Source organism: Pseudomonas sp. NPDC089534, assembly GCF_044749305.1.
Taxonomy (GTDB): Bacteria; Pseudomonadota; Gammaproteobacteria; order Pseudomonadales; family Pseudomonadaceae; genus Aquipseudomonas; species Aquipseudomonas ekonensis.
Map to the genome: position 1 here is coordinate 12,781 of NZ_JBIVHR010000030.1, position 20,731 is coordinate 33,511.

Below are 20,731 nucleotides of genomic sequence, written 5' to 3' on the forward strand. Positions count from 1 at the left end.
GCGGGATTAAACACGGGCTGCGCGGCTTCCTTCACTGTGCCGCGCAGCCCATAATCGCCAGCCTGTGCAGTGATGGCCGTGAGCCCGCAATGACAATGACTTCAGAACTTACCGCAGCCGTTTCGCCTGTCGCCGAGCCGCGCAAGAGTCGCAAGAACAACCCGGAAAAGACCCGTGAGAACATCCTGCAGGAGGCGATCGTCGAGTTCGTCCAGCAGGGCCTGTCCGGCGCCCGCGTCGATGCGATCGCCGAACGCATCCACACCTCCAAGCGCATGATCTACTACTACTTCGGCAGCAAGGAGCAGCTGTACGTCGAGGTGCTGGAAAAACTCTACGGCGACATCCGCACCACCGAAAGCCGCCTGCACCTGGCCGAGCTGCCGCCGGTGGAGGCGATCCGCCGGCTGGTGGAGTTCACCTTCGACCACCATGACCGCAACGTCGATTTCGTGCGGATCGTCAGTGTCGAGAACATCCACAACGCCGAGTACGTGAAGCGTTCCGACGCGATCAAGGCGATGAACAACACCATCCTCGATTCGCTGGGCGAGATCCTCCAGCGCGGGGTGCAGGAAGGGGTATTCCGCGCCGGGCTCGACGCGCTGGACGTACACCTGCTGATCAGTTCGTTCTGCTTCTACCGCGTCTCGAACCGCCACACCTTCGGCGAGATCTTCCAGATCGACCTGCCGGACGAAAGCATCAAGCAGCGCCACCGCCAGATGATCTGCGAATCGGTGCTGCGCTACCTGCAGGCCTGATGCGCAGCGAGGGGCAAGCCCCTCGCGCCGTCCCCTATCCGTTCATGGCCTGGAAATGCGCGAGCATCCGCTGCGCGTCCGCCGCCACGCCGCTGAACAGCTCGAACGCCTTCACCGCCTGAAACACCGCCATGTTGCCGCCGTCCAGCGTGCGGCAACCCAGGGCGCGGGCGTTGCGCAGCAGTTCGGTCTCCAGCGGGAAGTACACGATCTCCGCCACCCACAATTGCGCCCGCAGCAGCTCCACGGGCACCGGCATGCCCGGCAGTTTGGCCATGCCCATGGGCGTGGTGTTGACCAGGCCGTCGGCCTGGCCCAGCGCCGACGGCAAGTCCTGCCCGGCCACCGCGCGGCGGTCGCCGAAATGCTGATTGAGGTTGAGGGCCAGGCTTTCGGCACGCCCGGCGTCCACGTCAAAAATGCTCAGGTGCCGTACGCCTTCGCTCAGCAGCGCGTGGGCCACCGCCGCTCCGGCGCCGCCGGCGCCCATCTGGACGACACGTTCGCGGGCGACGTCCGGCAAGCCACGGCGAAAGCCTTCGGCGAAGCCCAGGCAATCGGTGTTGTGACCGACGCGTTTGCCGTCCTTGAGCACCACGGTGTTCACCGCGCCGATGCCGCGGGCTTCCGGCGACAGTTCGTCGAGCAGCGGGATGATCGCCTGCTTGCACGGGAAGGTGATGTTCAGGCCGGTGAAGTTCATCCGTTCGGCGGCCAACAGCAGGTCGGGCAGGGCGTCGCTGCCCAGTTTCAGTTGATCGAGGTCGATCAGCCGGTACAGGTAGCGCAGGCCCTGGGCATCGCCTTCCTGTTCGTGCATCGCCGGGGTGCGGGACGCCTGGATGCCGGCGCCGATCAGGCCGGCCAGAACCGCCGTTTGCCGAGTCATGCGCACACCCCTTTGAGCCGTTGGCCGAAATGCTCCAGCGCCAGGCGATAGCCGTGGCTGCCGAAGCCGCACATCACGGCGGTGGCGATGGCGGACACGAAGGAGTGATGGCGGAACGGTTCGCGGGCATGGACGTTGGACAGGTGCACCTCGATCACCGGCAGTTCGCAGGCCACCAGCGCGTCGCGGATCGCCACCGAGGTGTGCGTCCATGCCGCCGGGTTGATGACGATGCCGGCGCAGCGGTTGCGGGCGCCGTGGATCCAGTCGAGCAGTTCGCCTTCGTGGTTGGTCTGGCGGAACTCCACGGCCAGGCCGAATTCCTCGGCGGCGCGTCCGCACAGGGCGGAAATGTCGGCCAGGGTTTCGTGACCGTAGGTCGCCGGCTCGCGGGTGCCGAGCAGGTTCAGGTTCGGGCCGTTGAGCACCAGAACGATTGGGGGCATGGGGAGAACTCCACTTATTGTTTTTGGCATCGGCCGAGGGTTTCGATCTGTGGAGGTAAATTGTACTGTCTGGTTACTTTGGTCAATCGGTCCATGGTCGGCCCGGCGTATTGTGTGCGGTGATCGCACAATGGCCGGCTCAGTGCGGCAGTTGTCCGACCAGGAAATCGATGAACGCCCGCACCCGCAGCGGCATGTGGCGGTTCTGCGGATACAGCAGGGTGAACGGCCGCGAGCGCCCGCCGTAGGGCTTGAGCACTTCCACCAGGGCGCCGTCGGCCAGTTCCTTCTCGACGATGAAGCGGTAGGTCTGGAACAGGCCGGCGCCGTGCCGGGCGAGGGTCACGCCGCCGAGCACATCGTCGGAGCAGCAGAAGTTGCCCTCCGCCAGAATCTCCCGCGGGGTGTCCCCGTCGTAGAACAGCCAGGTGATCCGCCGTCCGTTGCTGGGCAGTTCGTACTGGATGCATTCGTGGCCGGCGAGGTCGTCGAGGGTCTGCGGGGTTCCGGCGCGCTTGAGGTAGTCGGGGCTGGCGACCATCACCAGCGCCGCGTCTTCCAGGTGGCGGGCGATCAGGCCCGAATCGGGAATCGCCCGCACGCGGATCGCCATGTCATAGCCTTCGCCGACGAAGTCGATGTTGCGGTTGCTGATGTGGATGTCGACCTTCACCTGCGGGAACCGCGCCCGGAAGGCCGGCAGCAGCGGCAGGATCCGGTGATGGGCGTAGGTCGTGGGAATGCTGATGCGCAGGGTGCCGGAGGGCTCCTGCTGCTGGCCCATGACTTCCCGCTGGGCCTCGACCAGTTGCGCCAGCGCCTGCCGGCATTCTTCGTAATAGCGCCGGCCGCTGTCGGTCAGCTTGACGCTGCGGGTGGTGCGGGCGAACAGGCGCACGCCCAGCCGTTCCTCCATGCGCGACACCGAGCGGCTCACCGCAGCCGGCGTCACCGCCGCCGCCAATGCCGCGCCGGTGAAGCTGCCGGCCTCGGCGGCCAGGCAGAACAGTTCGATGCTGCCCAACTGAAGATCGTCGAAGTGTCGCTGCATGATGGCTCGCACCGGGGAATGAGCCCCTGTATTTAGCAAATGCCGGGGCACCGTGAAAGGCGTGCCTGCCATTTTTGCCGGAGACTTTCGGCGACGGCGCCGGCAGGGCGCCTTCGGAAGGATTTGGGCCAGGCACAAAAAAGCCGTCTGTCACGACGGCTTTCCTGTATGCGTTCCTGACGCTCAGCGCCGGGTCAGCAAGACCCCGGACTCCATGTGGTGCGTCCACGGGAACTGGTCGAACATCGCGCACCGGGTGATGCGGTGGGTGTCGTGCAGTTGGGCGATGTTCGCCGCGAGGGTCTCCGGGTTGCAGGAGATGTACAGGATGTTGTCGAAACGCCGGGTCAGCTCGCAGGTGTCCGGATCCATGCCGGCGCGGGGCGGGTCGACGAAGACGCTGCCGAATTCGTAGCTCTTCAGGTCGATGCCTTGCAGGCGACGGAACGGGCGCACCTCGTTCAGGGCTTCGGTCAGCTCTTCGGCGGACAGGCGCACCAGCGTGACGTTATCCACAGCGTTTTCGCTGAGGTTGCTCAGCGCGGCGTTGACCGACGTCTTGCTGATCTCGGTGGCCAGCACCTTGCGCACGCGGGTGGCCAGCGGCAGGGTGAAGTTGCCGTTGCCGCAGTACAGCTCCAGCAGGTCGTCCTGGCGGTCGCCCAGCGCCTCGAAGGCCCAGTCGAGCATCTTCTGGTTCACGGTGCCGTTGGGCTGGGTGAACGCACCTTCCGGCTGGCGGTAGCTGAAGGAGCGGCCGCCGACGTCGAGCTTTTCCACCACATAGTCGCGGCCGATGACTTCGCGCTTGCCCTTGGACCGGCCGATGACGCTGACGTTCAGGTCCGCCGCCAGTTTCGACGCGGCCGCGTGCCAGTGCTCGTCCAGCGGACGGTGATAGCACAGGGTGATCATCGCATCGCCGGCCAGGGTGGTCAGGAACTCTACCTGGAACAGCTTGTGGCTCAGCGCCGAGCTGGCCTGCCAGGCCGCCTTGAGCTGCGGCATCAGCTGGTTGATGCGCAGGCTGGCGATCGGGAACTGCTCGATCAGGATCGGCGTGCGCTTGTCCTCCTGGGAGAACATCGCGTAATGGCGCTCGCCGGCCTCGCGCCACAGGCGGAATTCGGCGCGCAGGCGAAAGTGCTGCAGCGGCGAATCGAACACCGAAGGCTCTGGTGCGTCGAACGGGGCCAGCAGGTCACGCAGGCGCGTGACCTTGTCGGCAAGCTGTGCGGCGTAGGCCTGGGAATCGAAAGTCATGCGTTGAACCAACCCAACTTGATCACGAACAGGATCGACAGGATCACCAGCGCCGGGTTCAGCTCACGGGCGCGGCCCGAGAGGATCTTGATGGCGGTCCAGGCGATGAAGCCGAAGGCGATGCCGTTGGCGATGGAGTAGGTGAACGGCATCGCCAGGGCGGTGACCACGACCGGCGCGGCGACGGTGATGTCTTCCCAGTCTATTTCCGCCAGGCCCGAAGTCATCAGCACGGCGACGAACAGCAGCGCCGGGGCGGTGGCGAAGGCCGGCACGCTGGCCGCCAGCGGCGAGAAGAACAGCGCCAGCAGGAACAGGATCGCGACGACGATGGCGGTCAGGCCGGTGCGGCCCCCGGCGCTGACGCCGGCGGCGGATTCGATGTAGCTGGTGGTGGTGGAGGTGCCCAGCAGGGAACCGGCCATCGCCGCGGTGCTGTCGGCGATCAGGGCGCGGCCCATCTTCGGCATGTGGCCGTCCTTGCCCATCAGGCCGGCGCGCTTGGCGACGCCGATCAGGGTGCCGGAGTTGTCGAACAGGTCGACGAACAGGAAGGCGAAGATCACGCTGACCAGGCCGATGTCCAGCGCGCCCTTGATGTCCAGCTGCAGGAAGGTCGGGGCCAGTGACGGCGGCATCGACATCACGCCGCCGAACGGGGTGAAGCCCATGACGATCGACACGATGGTCACCGCCAGGATGCCGATCAGCACGGCGCCGCGCACTTTCAGCGCTTCGAGGGCGACGATCAGGGCGAAGCCCAGGGTGGCGAGGATCGGCGCCGGTTGCGTCAGGGTGCCGAGGCCGACCATGGTCGCCGGGTTGCCGACCACGATGCCGGCGTTGTGCAGGGCGATCAGGGCCAGGAACAGGCCGATGCCGGCGGCGATCGCCGAGCGCAGCGGCAGCGGGATGCTGTTGATGATCCATTCGCGGATGCGGAAGATCGACAGCAGGAAGAAGCACACGGCCGACAGGAACACCGCGCCCAGCGCCACTTGCCAGGTGTGGCCCATGTGCAGCACGACGGTGTAGGTGAAGAAGGCGTTCAGGCCCATGCCCGGCGCGAGGGCGATCGGGTAGTTGGCGATCAGGCCCATCACTGTGGAGCCGATGGCGGCGGCAAGGCAGGTGGCGACGAACACCGCGCCTTTGTCCATGCCGGTCTCGCCCAGGATGCTCGGGTTGACGAACAGGATGTAGGCCATGGCCAGGAACGTCGTGACGCCCGCCAGGATCTCGGTCCGCACGTTGGTGTTGTGTGCCTTGAGTTGAAACAGCCTTTCCAGCATGTCTGCTCCCCGTGGCGCGCGTGGCGCCGTGAATGTATCGACCTCAACAGCAAAGCACAGGTCGCCGGATGCGCCTGGGATTTTGTGGTGGGCCGGAAAAAGCCGCGCATCATACCAGCAGCGCGGGGAATATGGCGGATGTCGGTGTCGATCGTCGGCGAAGTTTTGTGTCTGCGCCAAGTGCGCCATACTGCGCGCTGTTTTGGGGGGGATGGAACGCATGAGCAAGCGCTGGATGAAAACCGCCGGGTTGACGGCCGCACTGTTGGCCGCGGTGCCTGCGGCGCTGGCGGCGTCGGCGCCGCCGTTGAGCGAAGTGAAGGTGATCAAGGTGCAGTCGTCGGCCTGCGGGCTGGAAGACATCGCCGACGGCCAGCCCCGGACGCAATGCGACCACGGCGGATCGGGCATCAAGGTCTACGTGCTGGAGATCGGCTACGGCCAGAGCCAGCCCCAGGCCACCTTGGACGGCTTCGAGGTGGACGGCGTCCGCAGCCCGGTCTGCGCCTACCAGACCGGCAACCTGACCGAATGCACCCCCGGCAGCAAAACCGTCGGCTCTCTCTATGTGTTCGACCTGGGCGCCCGGCAGGAAGGCACCTTCACCTTCAGCAACACCTCGATCAACGCACCGCGCAACACGTTGTCGACCCAGCTCTACATCAAGTGACAGCGGTGTCGGGGCAGGCCTGAGTTGCCTCAGGCCTTCGCTTCCTCCGCCGGCACATGCATCCGGTCGCGGCTGGCCAGGGTCGGGAACAGCTTGATCCAGGTGCCGGTCACCACCAGCGTGCCGATGCCGCCCATGACCACCGCCGGCACGGTGCCGAACCAGTGGGCGGTGAGGCCGGACTCGAATTCGCCGAGCTGGTTCGAGGCGCCGATGAACAGGCCGTTCACCGCGCTGACGCGGCCGCGCATCTCGTCCGGGGTCTCCAGCTGCACGAACGAGGCGCGGATCACCATGCTGATCATGTCCGCCGCGCCCAGCACCACCAGCACCGCCAGCGAGAACCAGAACGAGGTCGATAGGCCGAAGGCGATGGTCGCCACACCGAACACGCCGACTGCCGTGAACATCACCCGGCCGACATGGCGTTCCACGGCGAACCGCGCCAGGAACAGCGACATCAGCAATGCGCCCACCGCCGGCGCGGAGCGCAGCAGGCCCAGGCCCCAGGCGCCGGTCAGCAGGATGTCCTTGGCGAACACCGGCAGCAGCGCCGTGGCGCCGCCGAGCAGCACCGCGAACAGGTCCAGCGAGATCGCGCCGAGGATGTCCGGGCGACTGCGGATGAAGCGGATCCCCGCCAGCAGCGAATCCAGCGTGGCCTTGCCTTTGTTCAGTGCGGTCTGGCGCGCGGGCAGGTTGAGCATCAGGGTGCAGGCGATCACGTACAGCAGCACGGTCGGGCCGTAGACCCACACGCTGCCGAACGCATAGAGCAGACCGCCCAGCGCCGGCGCGACGATGGTCGCCGATTGCTGGGCCGACTGCGCGGCGGCGACCGCCCGGGGGAACAGCGCGGCGGGCACGATGCTCGGCAGCAGGGCCTGGGTGGTGGGCATCTCGAAAGAGCGTGCGGCGCCCAGCAGGAAGGCGAGGATGAAGATCAGCTCGCGGGTGACATGGTCGGTGGCGCTGCCGATGGCCAGCGTCAGGGCGATCAGGGCCTGCAGCGACTGACAGATCGCCGCGACCTTGCGTCGGTCGTAGCGGTCGGCGACGTGCCCGGTGTGCAGCATGAACAGCACCCGGGGCGCGAATTCCACCAGGCCCACCAGGCCCAGGTCGAGCACATTGCCGGTCAGTTGGTAGAGGTTCCAGCCGATGGCCACGGTGAGCATCTGAAAGCCGCTGGCGGTGAAGATCCGGGCCAGCCAGAACGCGAGGAAAGGACGGTGGTGGCGGAGCAGCAAAGGCGCTTGGCTGGGCATCGGAGGGCCGGACGTGTGCGAGAGGGGAGCCGCGAGGTTATCACCAGTCTGTAACTAAAAGTTGCTATGTCGAAAAATTTAGTTAGCTAAACACCGATCTCGTCGCGGTGCCTTTAGCCCGAGCACTGTGGCGAGGGAGCTTGCTCCCGTTGGACGGCGCAGCAGGCCCTGCTTTTTGGGGGCCGCTGCGCGCCCCAGCGGGAGCAAGCTCCCTCGCCACAGGGTTTCCGGGAATGTATTTCAGCGCGTTGCCGAAGCTGTGAGGCAACTTGTCACGCGGCAAAAGACCACGCAGTTCGCCGTCGCAAACCGGACTACTCTTTCAACGTTGATTGATCCAGATCAAGACCCTCGCGGGAAATGGTCTGGCGGCCGTCCGGCCAGGCTCCCCGCGTTGGATGCGCGTAAAAAGAAGAACGAATCCGAATTCGCCGCACTCCATATCCGTGGGGGCAGTGGGTACCGGGCCACAAGCCCGGCAGCCTGTACCACCTGACAGAGGAAGACTTATGTTCGGTTTAGAGGCACTCGATCTCGCCCGAATTCAGTTCGCGTTCACCATCTCGTTCCACATTCTGTTTCCCGCCATCACCATCGGACTGGCGAGCTACCTGGCGGTGCTCGAAGGCCTGTGGCTGAAGACCGGCAACGACACCTACCGAGACCTCTACCATTTCTGGTCGAAGATCTTCGCCGTCAACTTCGGCATGGGGGTGGTCTCGGGGCTGGTCATGGCGTACCAGTTCGGCACCAACTGGAGCCGCTTCTCGGACTTCGCCGGTTCCGTCACGGGCCCGTTGCTGACGTATGAAGTGCTCACGGCGTTCTTCCTCGAAGCCGGTTTCCTCGGCGTGATGCTGTTCGGCTGGAACAAGGTCGGGCGCGGCCTGCACTTCTTCTCCACGGTCATGGTGGCCATCGGCACCCTGATCTCGACCTTCTGGATCCTCGCCTCCAACAGCTGGATGCAGACCCCGCAAGGCTTCGAGATCGTCAACGGCCAGGTGATCCCGACCGACTGGCTGGCGATCATCTTCAACCCCTCGTTCCCGTACCGGCTGATGCACATGGCCACCGCCGCGTTCGTCGCCACGGCGTTCTTCGTCGGCGCTTCGGCGGCATGGCACCTGCTGCGCGGCAAGGACAACCCGGCGATCCGCAAGATGCTGTCGATGGCCATGTGGATGGCCCTGATCGTCGCGCCGATCCAGGCCGTGATCGGTGACTTCCACGGCCTCAACACCCTCAAGCACCAGCCGGCGAAGATCGCCGCGATCGAAGGGCACTGGGAAAACGTCGGCAACGAAGCGACGCCGCTGATCCTGTTCGGCTGGCCGGACATGAAGGAAGAGAAAACCAAGTTCGCCGTGGAGATCCCGTACCTCGGCAGCCTGATCCTGACCCACTCGCTGGACAAGCAGGTGCCGGCGCTCAAGGAGTTCCCGCCGGAAGACCGGCCGAACTCGACCATCGTGTTCTGGTCGTTCCGGATCATGGTGGGCCTCGGCTTCCTGATGATCTTCACCGGCCTCTGGAGCCTGTGGCTGCGCAAGCGCGACACGCTCTACACCTCGCGGCCGTTCCTGTACCTGGCCCTGTGGATGGGGCCCTCGGGCCTGATCGCGATCCTCGCCGGCTGGTTCACCACCGAGATCGGCCGTCAGCCGTGGGTGGTCTACGGCTTGATGCGCACGGCGGACGCGTCCTCCAACCACAGCTTCATGCAGATGAGCATCACGCTGATCATGTTCGTGGTGGTGTACTTCGCGCTGTTCGGCGCCGGCCTGGGCTACATGATGCGCCTGGTGCGCAAGGGGCCGAAGACCGACGAGGGCAAGGAAACCAACGATGGCGGCCCCGGCCAGAAACGCACGCCGGCCCGTCCGCTGTCCGCCGCCGACGACGATGGCGTCGACGCCGACCGCAGCCTGACCAAGGAGATTTGAGTCATGGGTATTGATCTTCCGCTGATCTGGGCCGTGATCATCATCTTCGGCATCATGATGTACGTGGTCATGGACGGTTTCGACCTGGGGATCGGGATCCTCTTCCCGTTCATCCCCGGCAAGACCGACCGCGACGTGATGATGAACACCGTCGCCCCGGTCTGGGACGGCAACGAAACCTGGCTGGTGCTGGGGGGCGCGGCATTGTTCGGCGCCTTCCCGCTGGCCTACTCGGTGGTGCTGTCGGCGCTGTACCTGCCGCTGATCTTCATGCTCATCGGGCTGATCTTCCGCGGCGTGGCGTTCGAGTTCCGCTTCAAGGCCAAGGACGACAAGCGGCACCTGTGGGACAAGGCGTTCATCGGCGGCTCGGTGGCCGCGACCTTTTTCCAGGGCGTGGCGCTGGGCGCGTTCATCGACGGCTTGCCGGTGGTCGACCGGCAGTACGCCGGCGGCTCGCTGGACTGGCTGACGCCGTTCACGATGTTCTGCGGCGCCGCGCTGGTGGTGGCCTACGCCTTGCTCGGCTGCACCTGGCTGATCATGAAGACCGAGGGCAAGCTCCAGCAGCAGATGCATGACCTGGCGCGGCCGCTGGCGTTCGTGCTGTTGGCGGTGATCGGCATCGTCAGCCTCTGGACGCCGTTGGCCCACCCGGAAATCGCCACGCGCTGGTTCAGCATGCCGAACCTGTTCTGGTTCATGCCGGTGCCGATCCTGGTGCTGGTGACGATGTACGGGCTGATCAAGGCCGTGGCGCGCAACGCCAACTACATGCCGTTCCTGCTGACCCTGGTGCTGATCTTCCTCGGCTACAGCGGCCTGGGCATCAGCCTGTGGCCGAACATCGTGCCGCCGTCGATCTCGATCTGGGACGCCGCCGCTCCGCCGCAGAGCCAGGGCTTCATGCTGGTCGGCACGCTGTTCATCATCCCGTTCATCCTGGGTTACACGTTCTGGAGCTACTACGTGTTCCGCGGCAAGGTCACCCACGAGGACGGCTACCACTAGTCCTGCGCAGAAATGAGCCTGCCCGCGACGGCGTCCGGGCAGGCGCCACCGAATCGACTGAGGATCCATGCAATGTCCGGCAAACCTTCGCTGCACGACATTCGAGAAGCCGAAAAAAAGCCGCTGTGGCAGCGGCTCGGCTGGTTGGCCCTGATCTGGGTCGGCAGCGTCGGCGCCCTGTTCATTGCCGCCAGCCTGATGCGCCTGTTCATGAACGCCGCAGGCCTGACCACCCACTGAATCATCCCGTCCCGTTGCCGCGAGGCACGGTTTTGCAGCCCTCCGCCTGGAGGGCTTTTTTTTGCCTGGATTACTTGCGTGCCTTGAGGATCACGAACTTGGGCGTGGCCGCCACTTGTTCGACGCCCCGGAACAGCCGCGCCAGCTTGGCGTGATAGCCCAGGTGGCGGTTGCCGACAATGTACAGCGCACCGCCCGTCACCAGCGCCTCGCGCGCCTGCTGGAACATGCGCCAGGCGAGGAAATCGCCGACCACCTGCTGCTGATGGAACGGCGGGTTGCACAGCACCGCGTCCAGCGATTGCGCCGGCTGGCCGGCCAGGCCGTCGGCGGCGCGCACGGTCACGTCACGCTCGCCCAAGGCCGCCCGCCAGTTCTCGCGGGCCGACTGCACGGCCATGAACGATTCGTCCACCAGCGTGTATTGGGCATCGGGGTTCTGCAGGGCGCTGGCGATGGCCAGCACGCCGTTGCCGCAGCCCAGGTCCGCCACCCGCGCGCCGCCGAGGTTCTTCGGCAGGTGCGGCAGGAAGGCGCGGGTGCCGATGTCCAGCCCGTCGCGGCAGAACACGTTGGCGTGGTTGAGCAGCTCGATGGCCGGCTCGTCGAGTCGGTAGCGGGTGGGGTAGGGGGATGTCGCCGCTGTCCGGGCTTCGGGCGTGGCGATCAGCAGGCGGGCTTTCTTCACCGCCAGCGAAGCCTGCACCGGACCGACGTAGCGCTCCAGCAGATCGCCGGCCGCGCGGGGCAAGTGCTTGATCATCGCCGCCGCCACCACCTGCGCGCCGGGGGCGAGCTGACCCTGCAGGCGGATCAGCTGTTCCTCCAGCAGCGCCAGGGTCTTCGGCACGCGGATCAGCACCCGGTCGAACGGCCCGGTCAGCGGTTCGCTGGCCGGTATGCCGCGCACGGCGTCGAACGGCAGGCCGTTGCGGGTCAGGTTTTTCTCAAGGCCTTGAAAGGCCAGACAAGAATCGCCGCTGCTGCTGACGTTCACCTTGCCTGCCAGGCTGATGGCCAGAGCGCCGAAACTGTCGTTGAGCACCAACACCCGCGTGTCCGGTGTCGGCTGCTGTTCGGCCAGGTGATTGAGCAGGTACTCGTCGGCCGCATCGAACGCCTGCAGCGGTTCATTCTGCTGTTCGGGCTGGCGGATCAGGTCGAGACGGGCGAAGGGAGTATCGAGCAAAGGCATGGGGCGGGGACTCTGGGCGTTCATCGGGTGTCCCGCGGCCCGGAGTGTGGTGCGGCGGAACCCTCCGAGCGGACTGCGGCGTGGCATTCACGTCATCACTCGGGAAGGTTGCGAATGGTACGTTTTTTTGGATGCGATTACCTGCAAGTTTTCGGGGGGCGGCGACGGGCAGCCTCTCAAATGATCCCGGCCCGCGCGGCGGCGATGACGGCGGAGATCTTGTTGCACACGTTGAGCTTCTCGATGACGTTCTGCACGTGGTAGTTCACGGTGCGTTCGCTCAGGCTGAGGATGCGGGCGATTTCATACGCGGTCTTGCCGGCGGCCGACAGCTTCAGGACTTCCAGTTCGCGCGCCGACAAGTGCGGTTGGCGGGCGCCGGGCGGTTTCCTGGGCAGTGTCCGGGCAAGCATTTCGCTCAAGTGGCTGGTGACGTAGAACATGTAGCCGAAGTGTTCGTACAGCTCGAGCGGGCTGATCGGGCAATGCTTTCGGCCCAGGCTCAGGATGCTGCAGAGTCCGGATTCCTCGTGGTGGAACGATTGTGACCAGCCATGCTGCAATTCATGATCCAGCATGGCGTTCCACAACTTCGGAGTCTTTGAGAACAGTTCTTCGTTCCAGACAATGGGCAACATGGAGCGATTGCAGTGTGCTACTACTGGGTCCGAGTCTACATAGTTTTCTTGTTCATAGTGTGTGTTCCAGGCGCTTGGGTAGTTATTGATTTTCAAGGTATTGAATGGCGTTTCCCGGCGCAGTGATGTCACTGAGATAGCACAGAAGTTGAAGCCGATGTTTTCGGCAAATCTCAACAGGATCGGGTACGCGGTATCTATTTCCTTGGCAAAAGTCAGTTGCTTTAACTGCGACTCCTTCCACATTTCCATTACAGACTCTCCGTAAGGTGTTTCGCGGGGGTGCGACTTGGATCCAAGCAAGTGGCACGCTCCGGAGTGTAGGACGATTCTTACACCAAGTGCGGATTTTTTTGCTCTTTAAGAATTATATATAGGCATAAAGTGTTATTAGGTCGCTCTACGGCTGTGCATTTAACTGGTCATCTAAAGAACTAACGGGTGATGAACCGTTTGTCCGCAAATGAGGGAAATTGCTATTTGTGCAAATAACACTATTAATTGTCGGTGTATTACCGGATGACTTTGCGAGACACTGGGGCTCATCGTTGATTGGAGTGGCCCATGACCGCCAGCGCAGACAAGTTCACCCGCCAGACCTTGCTTGACGTACAGCCCTTGACCCCCAGTCTGTTCACGTTGCGCACCACCCGTGATCCGGGCTTTCGTTTCCGCGCCGGGCAGTTCGCCCGCCTGGGCGTGACCAAGGCCGACGGCAGCACGGTGTGGCGGGCCTATTCGATGGTGTCTTCGCCGTTCGACGAGTTTCTGGAGTTCTTCTCGATCGTGGTGCCGGGCGGGGAGTTCACCAGCGAGTTGAGCCGCCTGCGCGAAGGCGACTCCCTGTTGGTGGAGCGCCAGCCCTTCGGTTACCTGACCCTGGACCGTTTTGTCGGCGGCCGGGATCTGTGGCTGTTGTCCACCGGCACGGGCGTGGCGCCGTTCCTGTCGATCCTGCAGGATTTCGACGCCTGGGAGCGGTTCGAGCGGATCGTCCTGGTCTACAGCGTGCGGGAGGCGCGGGAACTGGCCTATCAGCCGCTGATCGCCGGTCTGACGCAGCGGGAATACCTGGCGCCGTATGCGCACAAGTTCCGTTTCCTTCCGGTGGTGACGCGGGAACCGCACGCCGGCGCCCTCAACGGGCGCATCACCACCCTGATCGAGAACGGCGAACTGGAGCGTGCGGCGGGCCTGGAACTGTCGCCCGAGCACTCGCGGGTCATGCTGTGCGGCAATCCGCAGATGATCGATGACACCCGGGCCCTGCTCAAGGGGCGGCACATGAGCCTGAGCCTCACCCGGCGTCCGGGGCAGGTGGCGGTGGAGAACTACTGGTAAGGAAAACGGCGCCCGAGGGCGCCGTTCTTCCGTTCATTGCGCAACGCTTCAGGGCCGGTTGTTCTGGGCCTTGAGCAGGTCGCGGATCTCGCCCAGCAGTTCCTCTTCCTTGGTCGGCACAGGCGGCAGGCTCGGGGCCACGGCCTCTTCGCGCTTCAGGCGGTTGATGGCCTTGACGCCCATGAAGATGGCGAAGGCGACGATGATGAAGTCCAGGATGCTCTGGATGAACTTGCCATAGGCCATCACCACGGCGGGCGCACTGCCCTCGGCGGCCTTGAGTGTGATGGCCAGGTCACTGAAATCCACGCCGCCGATCAGCATACCGATCGGGGGCATGATCACGTCGCCGACAAAGGACGAGACAATTTTGCCGAAGGCGGCACCGATGATGATACCGACGGCCATGTCGACCACATTGCCTTTGACCGCAAAGGCCTTGAACTCACTTAGCACGCCCATAGGTTATTTCCTTGTTACAGATGAGGTTGGTGTTGGCAGTGTAAATCAGTGAAACGCGGCCTGCGCGAAACACCTTCTTACAATGCTCGCTTTTATCGACACATCTTTCGACGATTAGTTTGCAAAGTGCCACTAATCGCGCGGGAAATAGACCGTAAACCGCTGATCCGGAAGAAAAATCTGTCAATCATGGCGTTGCGAATTTTCTATTTATGTTTGAAGGAACGGTTCTCTAGCCTCTGACCGGCGCACCTGGATGCGCCTTCGAAAAGACAGAGGAACCGCACATGACTTCCGCACTTGGCCTTGGGGCATTGCCCGCCCGCCGCACTTTCGCTGCGCTCACCGCCAGCCTGCTGACCCTTTCCGTCAGCGCCGCCCCGTTGACCCGCGACAACGGCGCAGCGGTCGGCGACAACCAGAACTCGCAGACCGCCGGGGCCAATGGCCCGGTGCTGCTGCAGGACGTGCAACTGATCCAGAAGCTCCAGCGCTTCGACCGCGAGCGCATTCCGGAGCGGGTGGTGCACGCCCGCGGCACCGGCGCCCACGGCACGTTCACCGCGACCGGCGACCTCAGCGACCTGAGCAAGGCCAAGGTCTTCGCCGCAGGTCAGGTCACCCCGGTCTTCGTGCGCTTCTCATCGGTGGTGCACGGCAACCATTCCCCGGAAACCCTGCGCGATCCGCGCGGCTTCGCCACCAAGTTCTACACGGCCGACGGCAATTGGGATCTGGTCGGCAACAATTTCCCGACCTTCTTCATCCGCGATGCGATCAAGTTTCCGGACATGGTGCACGCGTTCAAGCCGGATCCGCGCACCAACCTGGACGACGATTCGCGGCGCTTCGACTTCTTTTCCCATGTGCCGGAAGCGACACGCACCCTGACGGAGCTGTATTCCAACTCCGGTACCCCGGCCAGTTACCGGGAAATGGACGGCAACAGTGTGCATGCCTATAAGTTGGTCAACGCAAAGGGTGAAGTTCACTACGTGAAGTTTCACTGGAAAAGTTTGCAGGGCATCAAGAACCTGACGCCGGAACAGGTCGTGAAAGTTCAGGGGCAAGACTACAGTCACATGACCCATGACTTGGTGGCCAATATTGGAAAGGGCAACTTTCCAAAATGGGACTTGTACATTCAGGTGCTAAAACCTGAAGACTTGTCCAAGTTTGACTTCGATCCTCTTGACGCAACCAAGATCTGGCCCGGTGTTGCTGAGCGAAAAGTTGGACAAATGGTGTTGAACCGCAATCCGTCGAACGTCTTCCAGGAAACCGAACAAGTTGCCATGGCGCCAAGTAACCTGGTGCCCGGCATCGAGCCTTCCGAAGACCGTTTGTTGCAGGGCAGGGTCTTCGCTTATTCGGATACGCAACTTCACCGTATCGGCGCCAATGCCATGCAGTTGCCGATCAACGCGCCCAAAGTCGCCGTGAACAACGGCAACCAGGACGGTGCGATGAATGCCGGCGCCAGCCGTTCCGGCGTGAACTATCAGCCGAGCCGTCTGCTGCCCCGCGAGGAGACGCCGGATGCGCGCTACAGCCAGGCGGCCCTGCAGGGCAGCACCCAGCAGGCGAAGATCCAGCGCGAGCAGAACTTCCGGCAGGCAGGCGATCTGTACCGCTCGTACAGCCGGCAGGAGCGCCAGGACCTGATCGACAGCTTCGGCGCCTCTCTGGCGGGTGCGGATGACGAGAGCAAGCACATCATCCTGTCTTTCCTGTACAAGGCCGATCCCGAGTACGGCACCGGCGTGGCGAAAGTGGCCAAGGGCGACCTGGCGCGGGTCAAGGCGCTGGCGGCCAACCTGGCGGACTGAAGCCTGAACGCTGCCGACCGATGAGCGCCGCTGCGCCCATCGGTCGCGGCTGCGTTATCATCGCGGTTTTTGCCGGGGGTTCAGATGGCCAAGGCCAAGCGCATGTACGGCTGCACCGAGTGCGGCGCCACCTTTCCCAAGTGGGCAGGGCAGTGCGGCGAGTGCGGTGCCTGGAACACCCTGACCGAAACCCTGGTCGAGAGCGGCGGGGCGGCGGCGCCGAGCGGCCGCACCGGCTGGGCGGGGCAGCAGGCGCAGATCAAGACGCTGGCCGAAGTCAGCGTCGAAGAGGTTCCGCGCTTCACCACCGCCTCCGGCGAGCTGGACCGGGTGCTGGGCGGCGGTCTGGTGGACGGTTCGGTGGTGCTGATCGGCGGCGATCCCGGCATCGGCAAATCGACGATCCTGCTGCAGACCCTGTGCAACCTGGCCCGCAGCATGCCGGCCCTGTACGTCACCGGCGAAGAGTCCCAGCAGCAGGTGGCGATGCGCGCCCGGCGCCTGGGCTTGCCGCAGGACCAACTGCGGGTGATGACCGAGACCTGCATCGAAAGCATCATCGCCACGGCCCGACAGGAAAAGCCGCGGGTGATGGTGATCGACTCGATTCAGACGATCTTTACCGAACAGCTGCAATCGGCGCCGGGCGGCGTGTCTCAGGTGCGCGAGAGCGCGGCGCTGCTGGTGCGTTACGCCAAGCAGAGCGGCACGGCGATTTTCCTGGTGGGCCACGTCACCAAGGAAGGTGCGCTGGCCGGCCCGCGCGTGCTGGAGCACATGGTCGATACCGTGCTGTATTTCGAAGGCGAGTCCGATGGCCGGCTGCGCTTGCTGCGGGCGGTGAAGAACCGCTTCGGTGCGGTCAACGAACTGGGCGTGTTCGGCATGACCGACAGGGGATTGAAGGAAGTCTCCAACCCATCGGCGATTTTTCTGACCCGTGCCCAGGAAGAAGTGCCGGGCAGCGTGGTGATGGCAACGTGGGAAGGCACCCGGCCGATGCTGGTGGAGGTTCAGGCGCTGGTGGACGACAGCCATCTGGCCAACCCGCGCCGGGTGACGCTGGGCCTCGACCAGAACCGCCTGGCGATGCTGCTGGCGGTGCTGCACCGTCACGGCGGCATCCCGACCCACGACCAGGACGTGTTCCTCAACGTGGTCGGCGGCGTGAAGGTGCTGGAGACCGCTTCGGACCTGGCGTTGATGGCGGCGGTCATGTCGAGCCTGCGCAACCGGCCGTTGCCCCACGACCTGCTGGTGTTCGGCGAGGTCGGCCTGTCCGGTGAGGTGCGTCCGGTGCCCAGCGGCCAGGAGCGCCTGAAGGAAGCGGCCAAGCACGGCTTCAAGCGCGCGATCGTGCCCAAGGGCAATGCACCGAAGGAAGCGCCGCAAGGCTTGCAGATCATTGCCGTGACGCGGCTGGAGCAGGCGCTGGATTCGCTGTTCGAATAGCCCGGTTTCCCTGTAGGCGCCAGCAGATGGCGCCTACCGGGGAACGACGGTGTTCACAGCTCGATCAGCGCAGCCAGTTCGCGCTCAAGCTCGGACTCGTCCGCCAGGTTGAGCTCGATCAGCCGACGCAGGCGCTGGATCGACTCCAGGCTGATGTGCCGGCAGACAAACCCCAGCTGTCCGCGGTCCTCGTGCGCCAGTTGGGCGTCCATCTCGATCTCGACGTCATCGCTCAGGTGGATGCTGACGAAAAAGTCCTGATCCGGGTTTCCGAGCCACGGCTGCGGCTTCTCGATCAGAAGCCCCTTGAGCGACAGGTCGACCAGCTTCACCGGCCAGATGTACTCGCCTTGGCTCAATTCGGTCTTGGCATCGAACGCAATACGTTTGAAGCGGCGACGCTCGCTCATGGCGCACTCCTCTTGAAGGTACGCTGACTATAGACCCGCCCTGTCGGACGCGGCCAGCCCCGCAGGCGGCCTCAGACCAATGTCGGGTATGGTCTTTGCGGCCAACAGCGCTAAACTCGGGGTGGCTGTCTTTCTTGTCCACCCTGGCTGGAATAATAAAATGAAAAATAATAATAGCCCGCTACGCCACTTACCCTGGCTGGTGCTGGCAATCGTAGGAGCGTGCGCCCTGGGCGTCGTGGCTTTGCGCCGAGGCGAGGCGATCAACGCCTTGTGGATCGTGGTCGCCGCCGTGGCCATCTATCTGGTCGCGTACCGCTACTACAGCCTGTTCATCGCAAACAACGTGATGCAACTCGATCCGCGCCGGGCCACCCCCGCCGTGATCAACAACGACGGTCTGGACTACGTGCCGACCAACAGACACATCCTCTTCGGACACCACTTCGCGGCCATCGCCGGCGCGGGCCCCCTGGTCGGCCCGGTGCTGGCGGCGCAGATGGGCTACCTGCCCGGCACCCTCTGGCTGATCGCCGGCGTGGTGCTGGCGGGCGCGGTGCAGGACTTCATGGTGCTGTTCATGTCCACCCGCCGCAACGGCCGCTCCCTGGGCGACATGGTGCGCGAGGAAATGGGCCGCATCCCCGGCACCATCGCCCTGTTCGGCTGCTTCCTGATCATGATCATCATCCTCGCGGTGCTGGCGCTGATCGTGGTCAAGGCCCTGGCCGAAAGCCCGTGGGGCATCTTCACCGTGATGGCGACCATCCCGATCGCGATGTTCATGGGCGTCTACATGCGCTACATCCGTCCGGGCCGCATCGGCGAGATCTCGGTGATCGGCGTGTTGCTGCTGCTGGGCTCGATCTGGCTGGGCGGGCAGGTCGCCGCCGATCCGGTGTGGGCCAAGGCCTTCACCTTCACCGGCGTGCAGATCACCTGGATGCTGATCGGCTACGGCTTCGTCGCGGCGGTGCTGCCGGTGTGGCTGATCCTCGCCCCGCGCGACTACCTCTCCACCTTCCTCAAGATCGGCACCATCATCGCCTTGGCGATCGGCATCCTGGTCACCATGCCCGAGCTGAAAATGCCGGCGCTGACCCAGTTCGTCGACGGCACCGGCCCGGTATGGAAGGGCGGCCTGTTCCCGTTCCTGTTCATCACCATCGCCTGCGGCGCGGTGTCCGGGTTCCACGCGCTGATCTCCTCCGGCACCACGCCGAAGCTGCTGGACAACGAAACCAACGCCCGCTACATCGGCTACGGCGGCATGCTGATGGAGTCCTTCGTGGCCATCATGGCCATGGTCGCCGCTTCGGTGATCGAGCCGGGCGTGTACTTCGCCATGAACAGCCCGGCGGCCGTGGTCGGCGGTGATGTGGTGGCGGTGGCGACGGCGGTCAGCAACTGGGGCTTCGCCATCACTCCGGATGCGCTGCAGGCCGTGGCCCACGACATCGGCGAAACCACCATCCTGGCCCGTGCCGGCGGCGCACCGACCCTGGCGGTCGGCATCGCGCAGATCCTGCACAGTGTCCTGCCGGGCGAGAACACCATGGCGTTCTGGTACCACTTCGCGATCCTGTTCGAGGCGCTGTTCATCCTGACCGCCGTGGACGCCGGCACCCGCGCCGGGCGCTTCATGCTGCAGGACCTGCTCGGCTCCTTCGTGCCGGCGCTCAAGCGCACCGAGTCCTGGACGGCCAACCTGATCGCCACCGCCGGCTGCGTGGCGATGTGGGGCTGGCTGCTGTACCAGGGCGTGATCGATCCGCTGGGCGGCATCAACACCCTGTGGCCGCTGTTCGGCATCTCCAACCAGATGCTGGCGGGCATCGCCCTGATGCTCGGCACCGTCGTGCTGATCAAGATGAAGCGCCAGCGCTACATCTGGGTCACGCTGCTGCCGGCCGCCTGGCTGCTGATCTGCACCACGACCGCAGGCTTCATCAAGCTATTCGACGCCAACCCGGCGATCGGCTTCCTGTCGCTGGCCAAGAAGTACAGCGATGCGCTGGCCGCAGGCCAGGTGCTCGCGCCGGCCAAGAGCGTGGAGCAGATGCAGCACGTGATCTTCAACGCCTACACCAACGCGACGCTGACGGCGCTGTTCCTGTTCGTGGTGTTCAGCATCCTGTTCTATGCGCTCAAGGTCGGCATCGCCGCCTGGGGCAAAAAAGAGCGCACGGACAAAGAATCGCCGTTCCAGGCCCTGCCGGACGCGTAACCTGAGGATTGCACCATGTTCAATGACCTGAGTCGCCTCGGTAAATACCTCGGTCAGGCCGCGCGCCTGATGGTCGGCATGCCCGACTACGACACTTACGTCGAGCATATGCAGACCAAGCACCCGGACAAGCCGGTGATGGACTACGAGACGTTCTTCCGGGAACGTCAGGAGGCCCGTTACGGCGGCAAGGGCGGGCCGAAGTGCTGTTGAGCTGACAGCCTGCGGCCGACGCGGTAAACCTGTGGGAGCCAGCCCGCTGGCGATGGCGCAGAGTCATTCGACAACGATGTCGACTGACCCGCCCTCATCGCCGGCAGGCTGGCTCCCACATTTG

20 protein-coding genes are annotated in these 20,731 nt (G+C 64.3%); 10 read left to right on the forward strand and 10 right to left on the reverse strand.

Annotation, left to right across the window (positions count from 1 at the left end):
• Positions 1 to 89: 89 nt before the first annotated feature.
• Positions 90 to 764 carry a TetR/AcrR family transcriptional regulator gene (locus ACIP0B_RS11870; protein ID WP_400832077.1) on the forward strand — a complete coding sequence of 225 codons (675 nt, stop codon included), beginning with the start codon at positions 90 to 92 and terminating at the stop codon, positions 762 to 764.
• A 34-nt stretch (positions 765 to 798) separates the two neighbouring features.
• Here ACIP0B_RS11870 and ACIP0B_RS11875 read toward each other — a convergent pair whose 3' ends face one another.
• The 5 genes from ACIP0B_RS11875 to ACIP0B_RS11895 form a co-directional block, all read right to left on the reverse strand.
• Positions 799 to 1,653, reverse strand: coding sequence for a shikimate dehydrogenase (locus ACIP0B_RS11875; RefSeq protein WP_400832079.1), 855 nt, complete (start codon positions 1,651 to 1,653; stop codon positions 799 to 801).
• Positions 1,650 to 2,099, reverse strand: coding sequence for a type II 3-dehydroquinate dehydratase (aroQ, locus tag ACIP0B_RS11880; RefSeq protein ID WP_400832080.1), 450 nt, complete (start codon positions 2,097 to 2,099; stop codon positions 1,650 to 1,652). Before aroQ ends, ACIP0B_RS11875 begins: the two co-directional genes overlap by 4 nt.
• Positions 2,100 to 2,238: 139 nt before the next feature.
• Positions 2,239 to 3,150, reverse strand: a complete 912-nt coding sequence (locus tag ACIP0B_RS11885; RefSeq protein ID WP_400832082.1) for a LysR substrate-binding domain-containing protein — start codon at positions 3,148 to 3,150, stop codon at positions 2,239 to 2,241.
• Positions 3,151 to 3,333: 183 nt separating this feature from the next.
• Entirely contained in the window at positions 3,334 to 4,413 is a 1,080-nt protein-coding gene (gene trmA / locus ACIP0B_RS11890; protein ID WP_400832084.1) for a tRNA (uridine(54)-C5)-methyltransferase TrmA, read from the reverse strand.
• Positions 4,410 to 5,705 (reverse strand): NCS2 family permease, encoded by a 1,296-nt coding sequence (locus ACIP0B_RS11895; protein WP_400832086.1) that lies wholly within the window; start codon positions 5,703 to 5,705, stop codon positions 4,410 to 4,412. The genes trmA and ACIP0B_RS11895 overlap by 4 nt, the downstream gene beginning before the upstream one ends.
• 220 nt (positions 5,706 to 5,925) lie before the next feature.
• On the opposite strand from ACIP0B_RS11895, the gene ACIP0B_RS11900 reads away from it, so the two are divergent.
• Positions 5,926 to 6,375 (forward strand): DUF4879 domain-containing protein, encoded by a 450-nt coding sequence (locus ACIP0B_RS11900; RefSeq protein ID WP_400832088.1) that lies wholly within the window; start codon positions 5,926 to 5,928, stop codon positions 6,373 to 6,375.
• 29 nt (positions 6,376 to 6,404) lie between these two features.
• Here the strand turns inward: ACIP0B_RS11900 and ACIP0B_RS11905 are convergent, their stop codons facing one another.
• Complete coding sequence (locus tag ACIP0B_RS11905; protein ID WP_400832090.1) at positions 6,405 to 7,643, reverse strand: MFS transporter; 1,239 nt, start codon at positions 7,641 to 7,643, stop codon at positions 6,405 to 6,407.
• A gap of 509 nt (positions 7,644 to 8,152) precedes the next feature.
• On the opposite strand from ACIP0B_RS11905, the gene ACIP0B_RS11910 reads away from it, so the two are divergent.
• From ACIP0B_RS11910 to ACIP0B_RS11920, 3 genes are all read left to right on the forward strand, one after another.
• Positions 8,153 to 9,589: a cytochrome ubiquinol oxidase subunit I gene (locus tag ACIP0B_RS11910; RefSeq protein WP_400832092.1), complete on the forward strand. Its 1,437-nt coding sequence runs from the start codon at positions 8,153 to 8,155 to the stop codon at positions 9,587 to 9,589.
• A gap of 3 nt (positions 9,590 to 9,592) precedes the next feature.
• Complete coding sequence (gene cydB, locus ACIP0B_RS11915) at positions 9,593 to 10,600, forward strand: cytochrome d ubiquinol oxidase subunit II (protein WP_400832093.1); 1,008 nt, start codon at positions 9,593 to 9,595, stop codon at positions 10,598 to 10,600.
• Positions 10,601 to 10,672: 72 nt separating this feature from the next.
• Positions 10,673 to 10,840 carry a DUF2474 domain-containing protein gene (locus ACIP0B_RS11920; protein WP_400832095.1) on the forward strand — a complete coding sequence of 56 codons (168 nt, stop codon included), beginning with the start codon at positions 10,673 to 10,675 and terminating at the stop codon, positions 10,838 to 10,840.
• A 70-nt stretch (positions 10,841 to 10,910) separates the two neighbouring features.
• Here ACIP0B_RS11920 and ACIP0B_RS11925 read toward each other — a convergent pair whose 3' ends face one another.
• Together ACIP0B_RS11925 and ACIP0B_RS11930 are read right to left on the reverse strand one after the other, a co-directional pair.
• Entirely contained in the window at positions 10,911 to 12,035 is a 1,125-nt protein-coding gene (locus tag ACIP0B_RS11925) for a methyltransferase (RefSeq protein ID WP_400832097.1), read from the reverse strand.
• 176 nt (positions 12,036 to 12,211) lie between these two features.
• Positions 12,212 to 12,925 (reverse strand): autoinducer binding domain-containing protein, encoded by a 714-nt coding sequence (locus tag ACIP0B_RS11930; RefSeq protein ID WP_400832099.1) that lies wholly within the window; start codon positions 12,923 to 12,925, stop codon positions 12,212 to 12,214.
• Positions 12,926 to 13,237: 312 nt separating this feature from the next.
• On the opposite strand from ACIP0B_RS11930, the gene ACIP0B_RS11935 reads away from it, so the two are divergent.
• The gene (locus ACIP0B_RS11935; protein WP_400832100.1) at positions 13,238 to 14,014 is read left to right on the forward strand and encodes a ferredoxin--NADP reductase; all 777 of its coding nucleotides are present in this window, start codon (positions 13,238 to 13,240) and stop codon (positions 14,012 to 14,014) included.
• A gap of 48 nt (positions 14,015 to 14,062) precedes the next feature.
• Here ACIP0B_RS11935 and mscL read toward each other — a convergent pair whose 3' ends face one another.
• On the reverse strand, positions 14,063 to 14,476 hold the full coding sequence (mscL, locus tag ACIP0B_RS11940; RefSeq protein ID WP_400832102.1) for a large-conductance mechanosensitive channel protein MscL: 414 nt from the start codon (positions 14,474 to 14,476) through the stop codon (positions 14,063 to 14,065).
• Between the two features lie 287 nt (positions 14,477 to 14,763).
• Between mscL and katB the strand changes: the two genes are divergently transcribed.
• Both katB and radA read left to right on the forward strand, forming a co-directional pair.
• Positions 14,764 to 16,305 (forward strand): catalase KatB, encoded by a 1,542-nt coding sequence (gene katB, locus ACIP0B_RS11945; RefSeq protein WP_400832103.1) that lies wholly within the window; start codon positions 14,764 to 14,766, stop codon positions 16,303 to 16,305.
• Between the two features lie 84 nt (positions 16,306 to 16,389).
• Entirely contained in the window at positions 16,390 to 17,757 is a 1,368-nt protein-coding gene (radA, locus tag ACIP0B_RS11950; protein ID WP_400832105.1) for a DNA repair protein RadA, read from the forward strand.
• 53 nt (positions 17,758 to 17,810) lie between these two features.
• Here the strand turns inward: radA and ACIP0B_RS11955 are convergent, their stop codons facing one another.
• Entirely contained in the window at positions 17,811 to 18,167 is a 357-nt protein-coding gene (locus tag ACIP0B_RS11955; protein ID WP_400832106.1) for a PilZ domain-containing protein, read from the reverse strand.
• Positions 18,168 to 18,327: 160 nt separating this feature from the next.
• Between ACIP0B_RS11955 and ACIP0B_RS11960 the strand changes: the two genes are divergently transcribed.
• Together ACIP0B_RS11960 and ACIP0B_RS11965 are read left to right on the forward strand one after the other, a co-directional pair.
• Positions 18,328 to 20,394 carry a carbon starvation CstA family protein gene (locus ACIP0B_RS11960; RefSeq protein WP_400832107.1) on the forward strand — a complete coding sequence of 689 codons (2,067 nt, stop codon included), beginning with the start codon at positions 18,328 to 18,330 and terminating at the stop codon, positions 20,392 to 20,394.
• Positions 20,395 to 20,409: 15 nt separating this feature from the next.
• Positions 20,410 to 20,607: a YbdD/YjiX family protein gene (locus tag ACIP0B_RS11965; protein ID WP_085584123.1), complete on the forward strand. Its 198-nt coding sequence runs from the start codon at positions 20,410 to 20,412 to the stop codon at positions 20,605 to 20,607.
• The last annotated feature ends 124 nt before the right edge of the window (positions 20,608 to 20,731 follow it).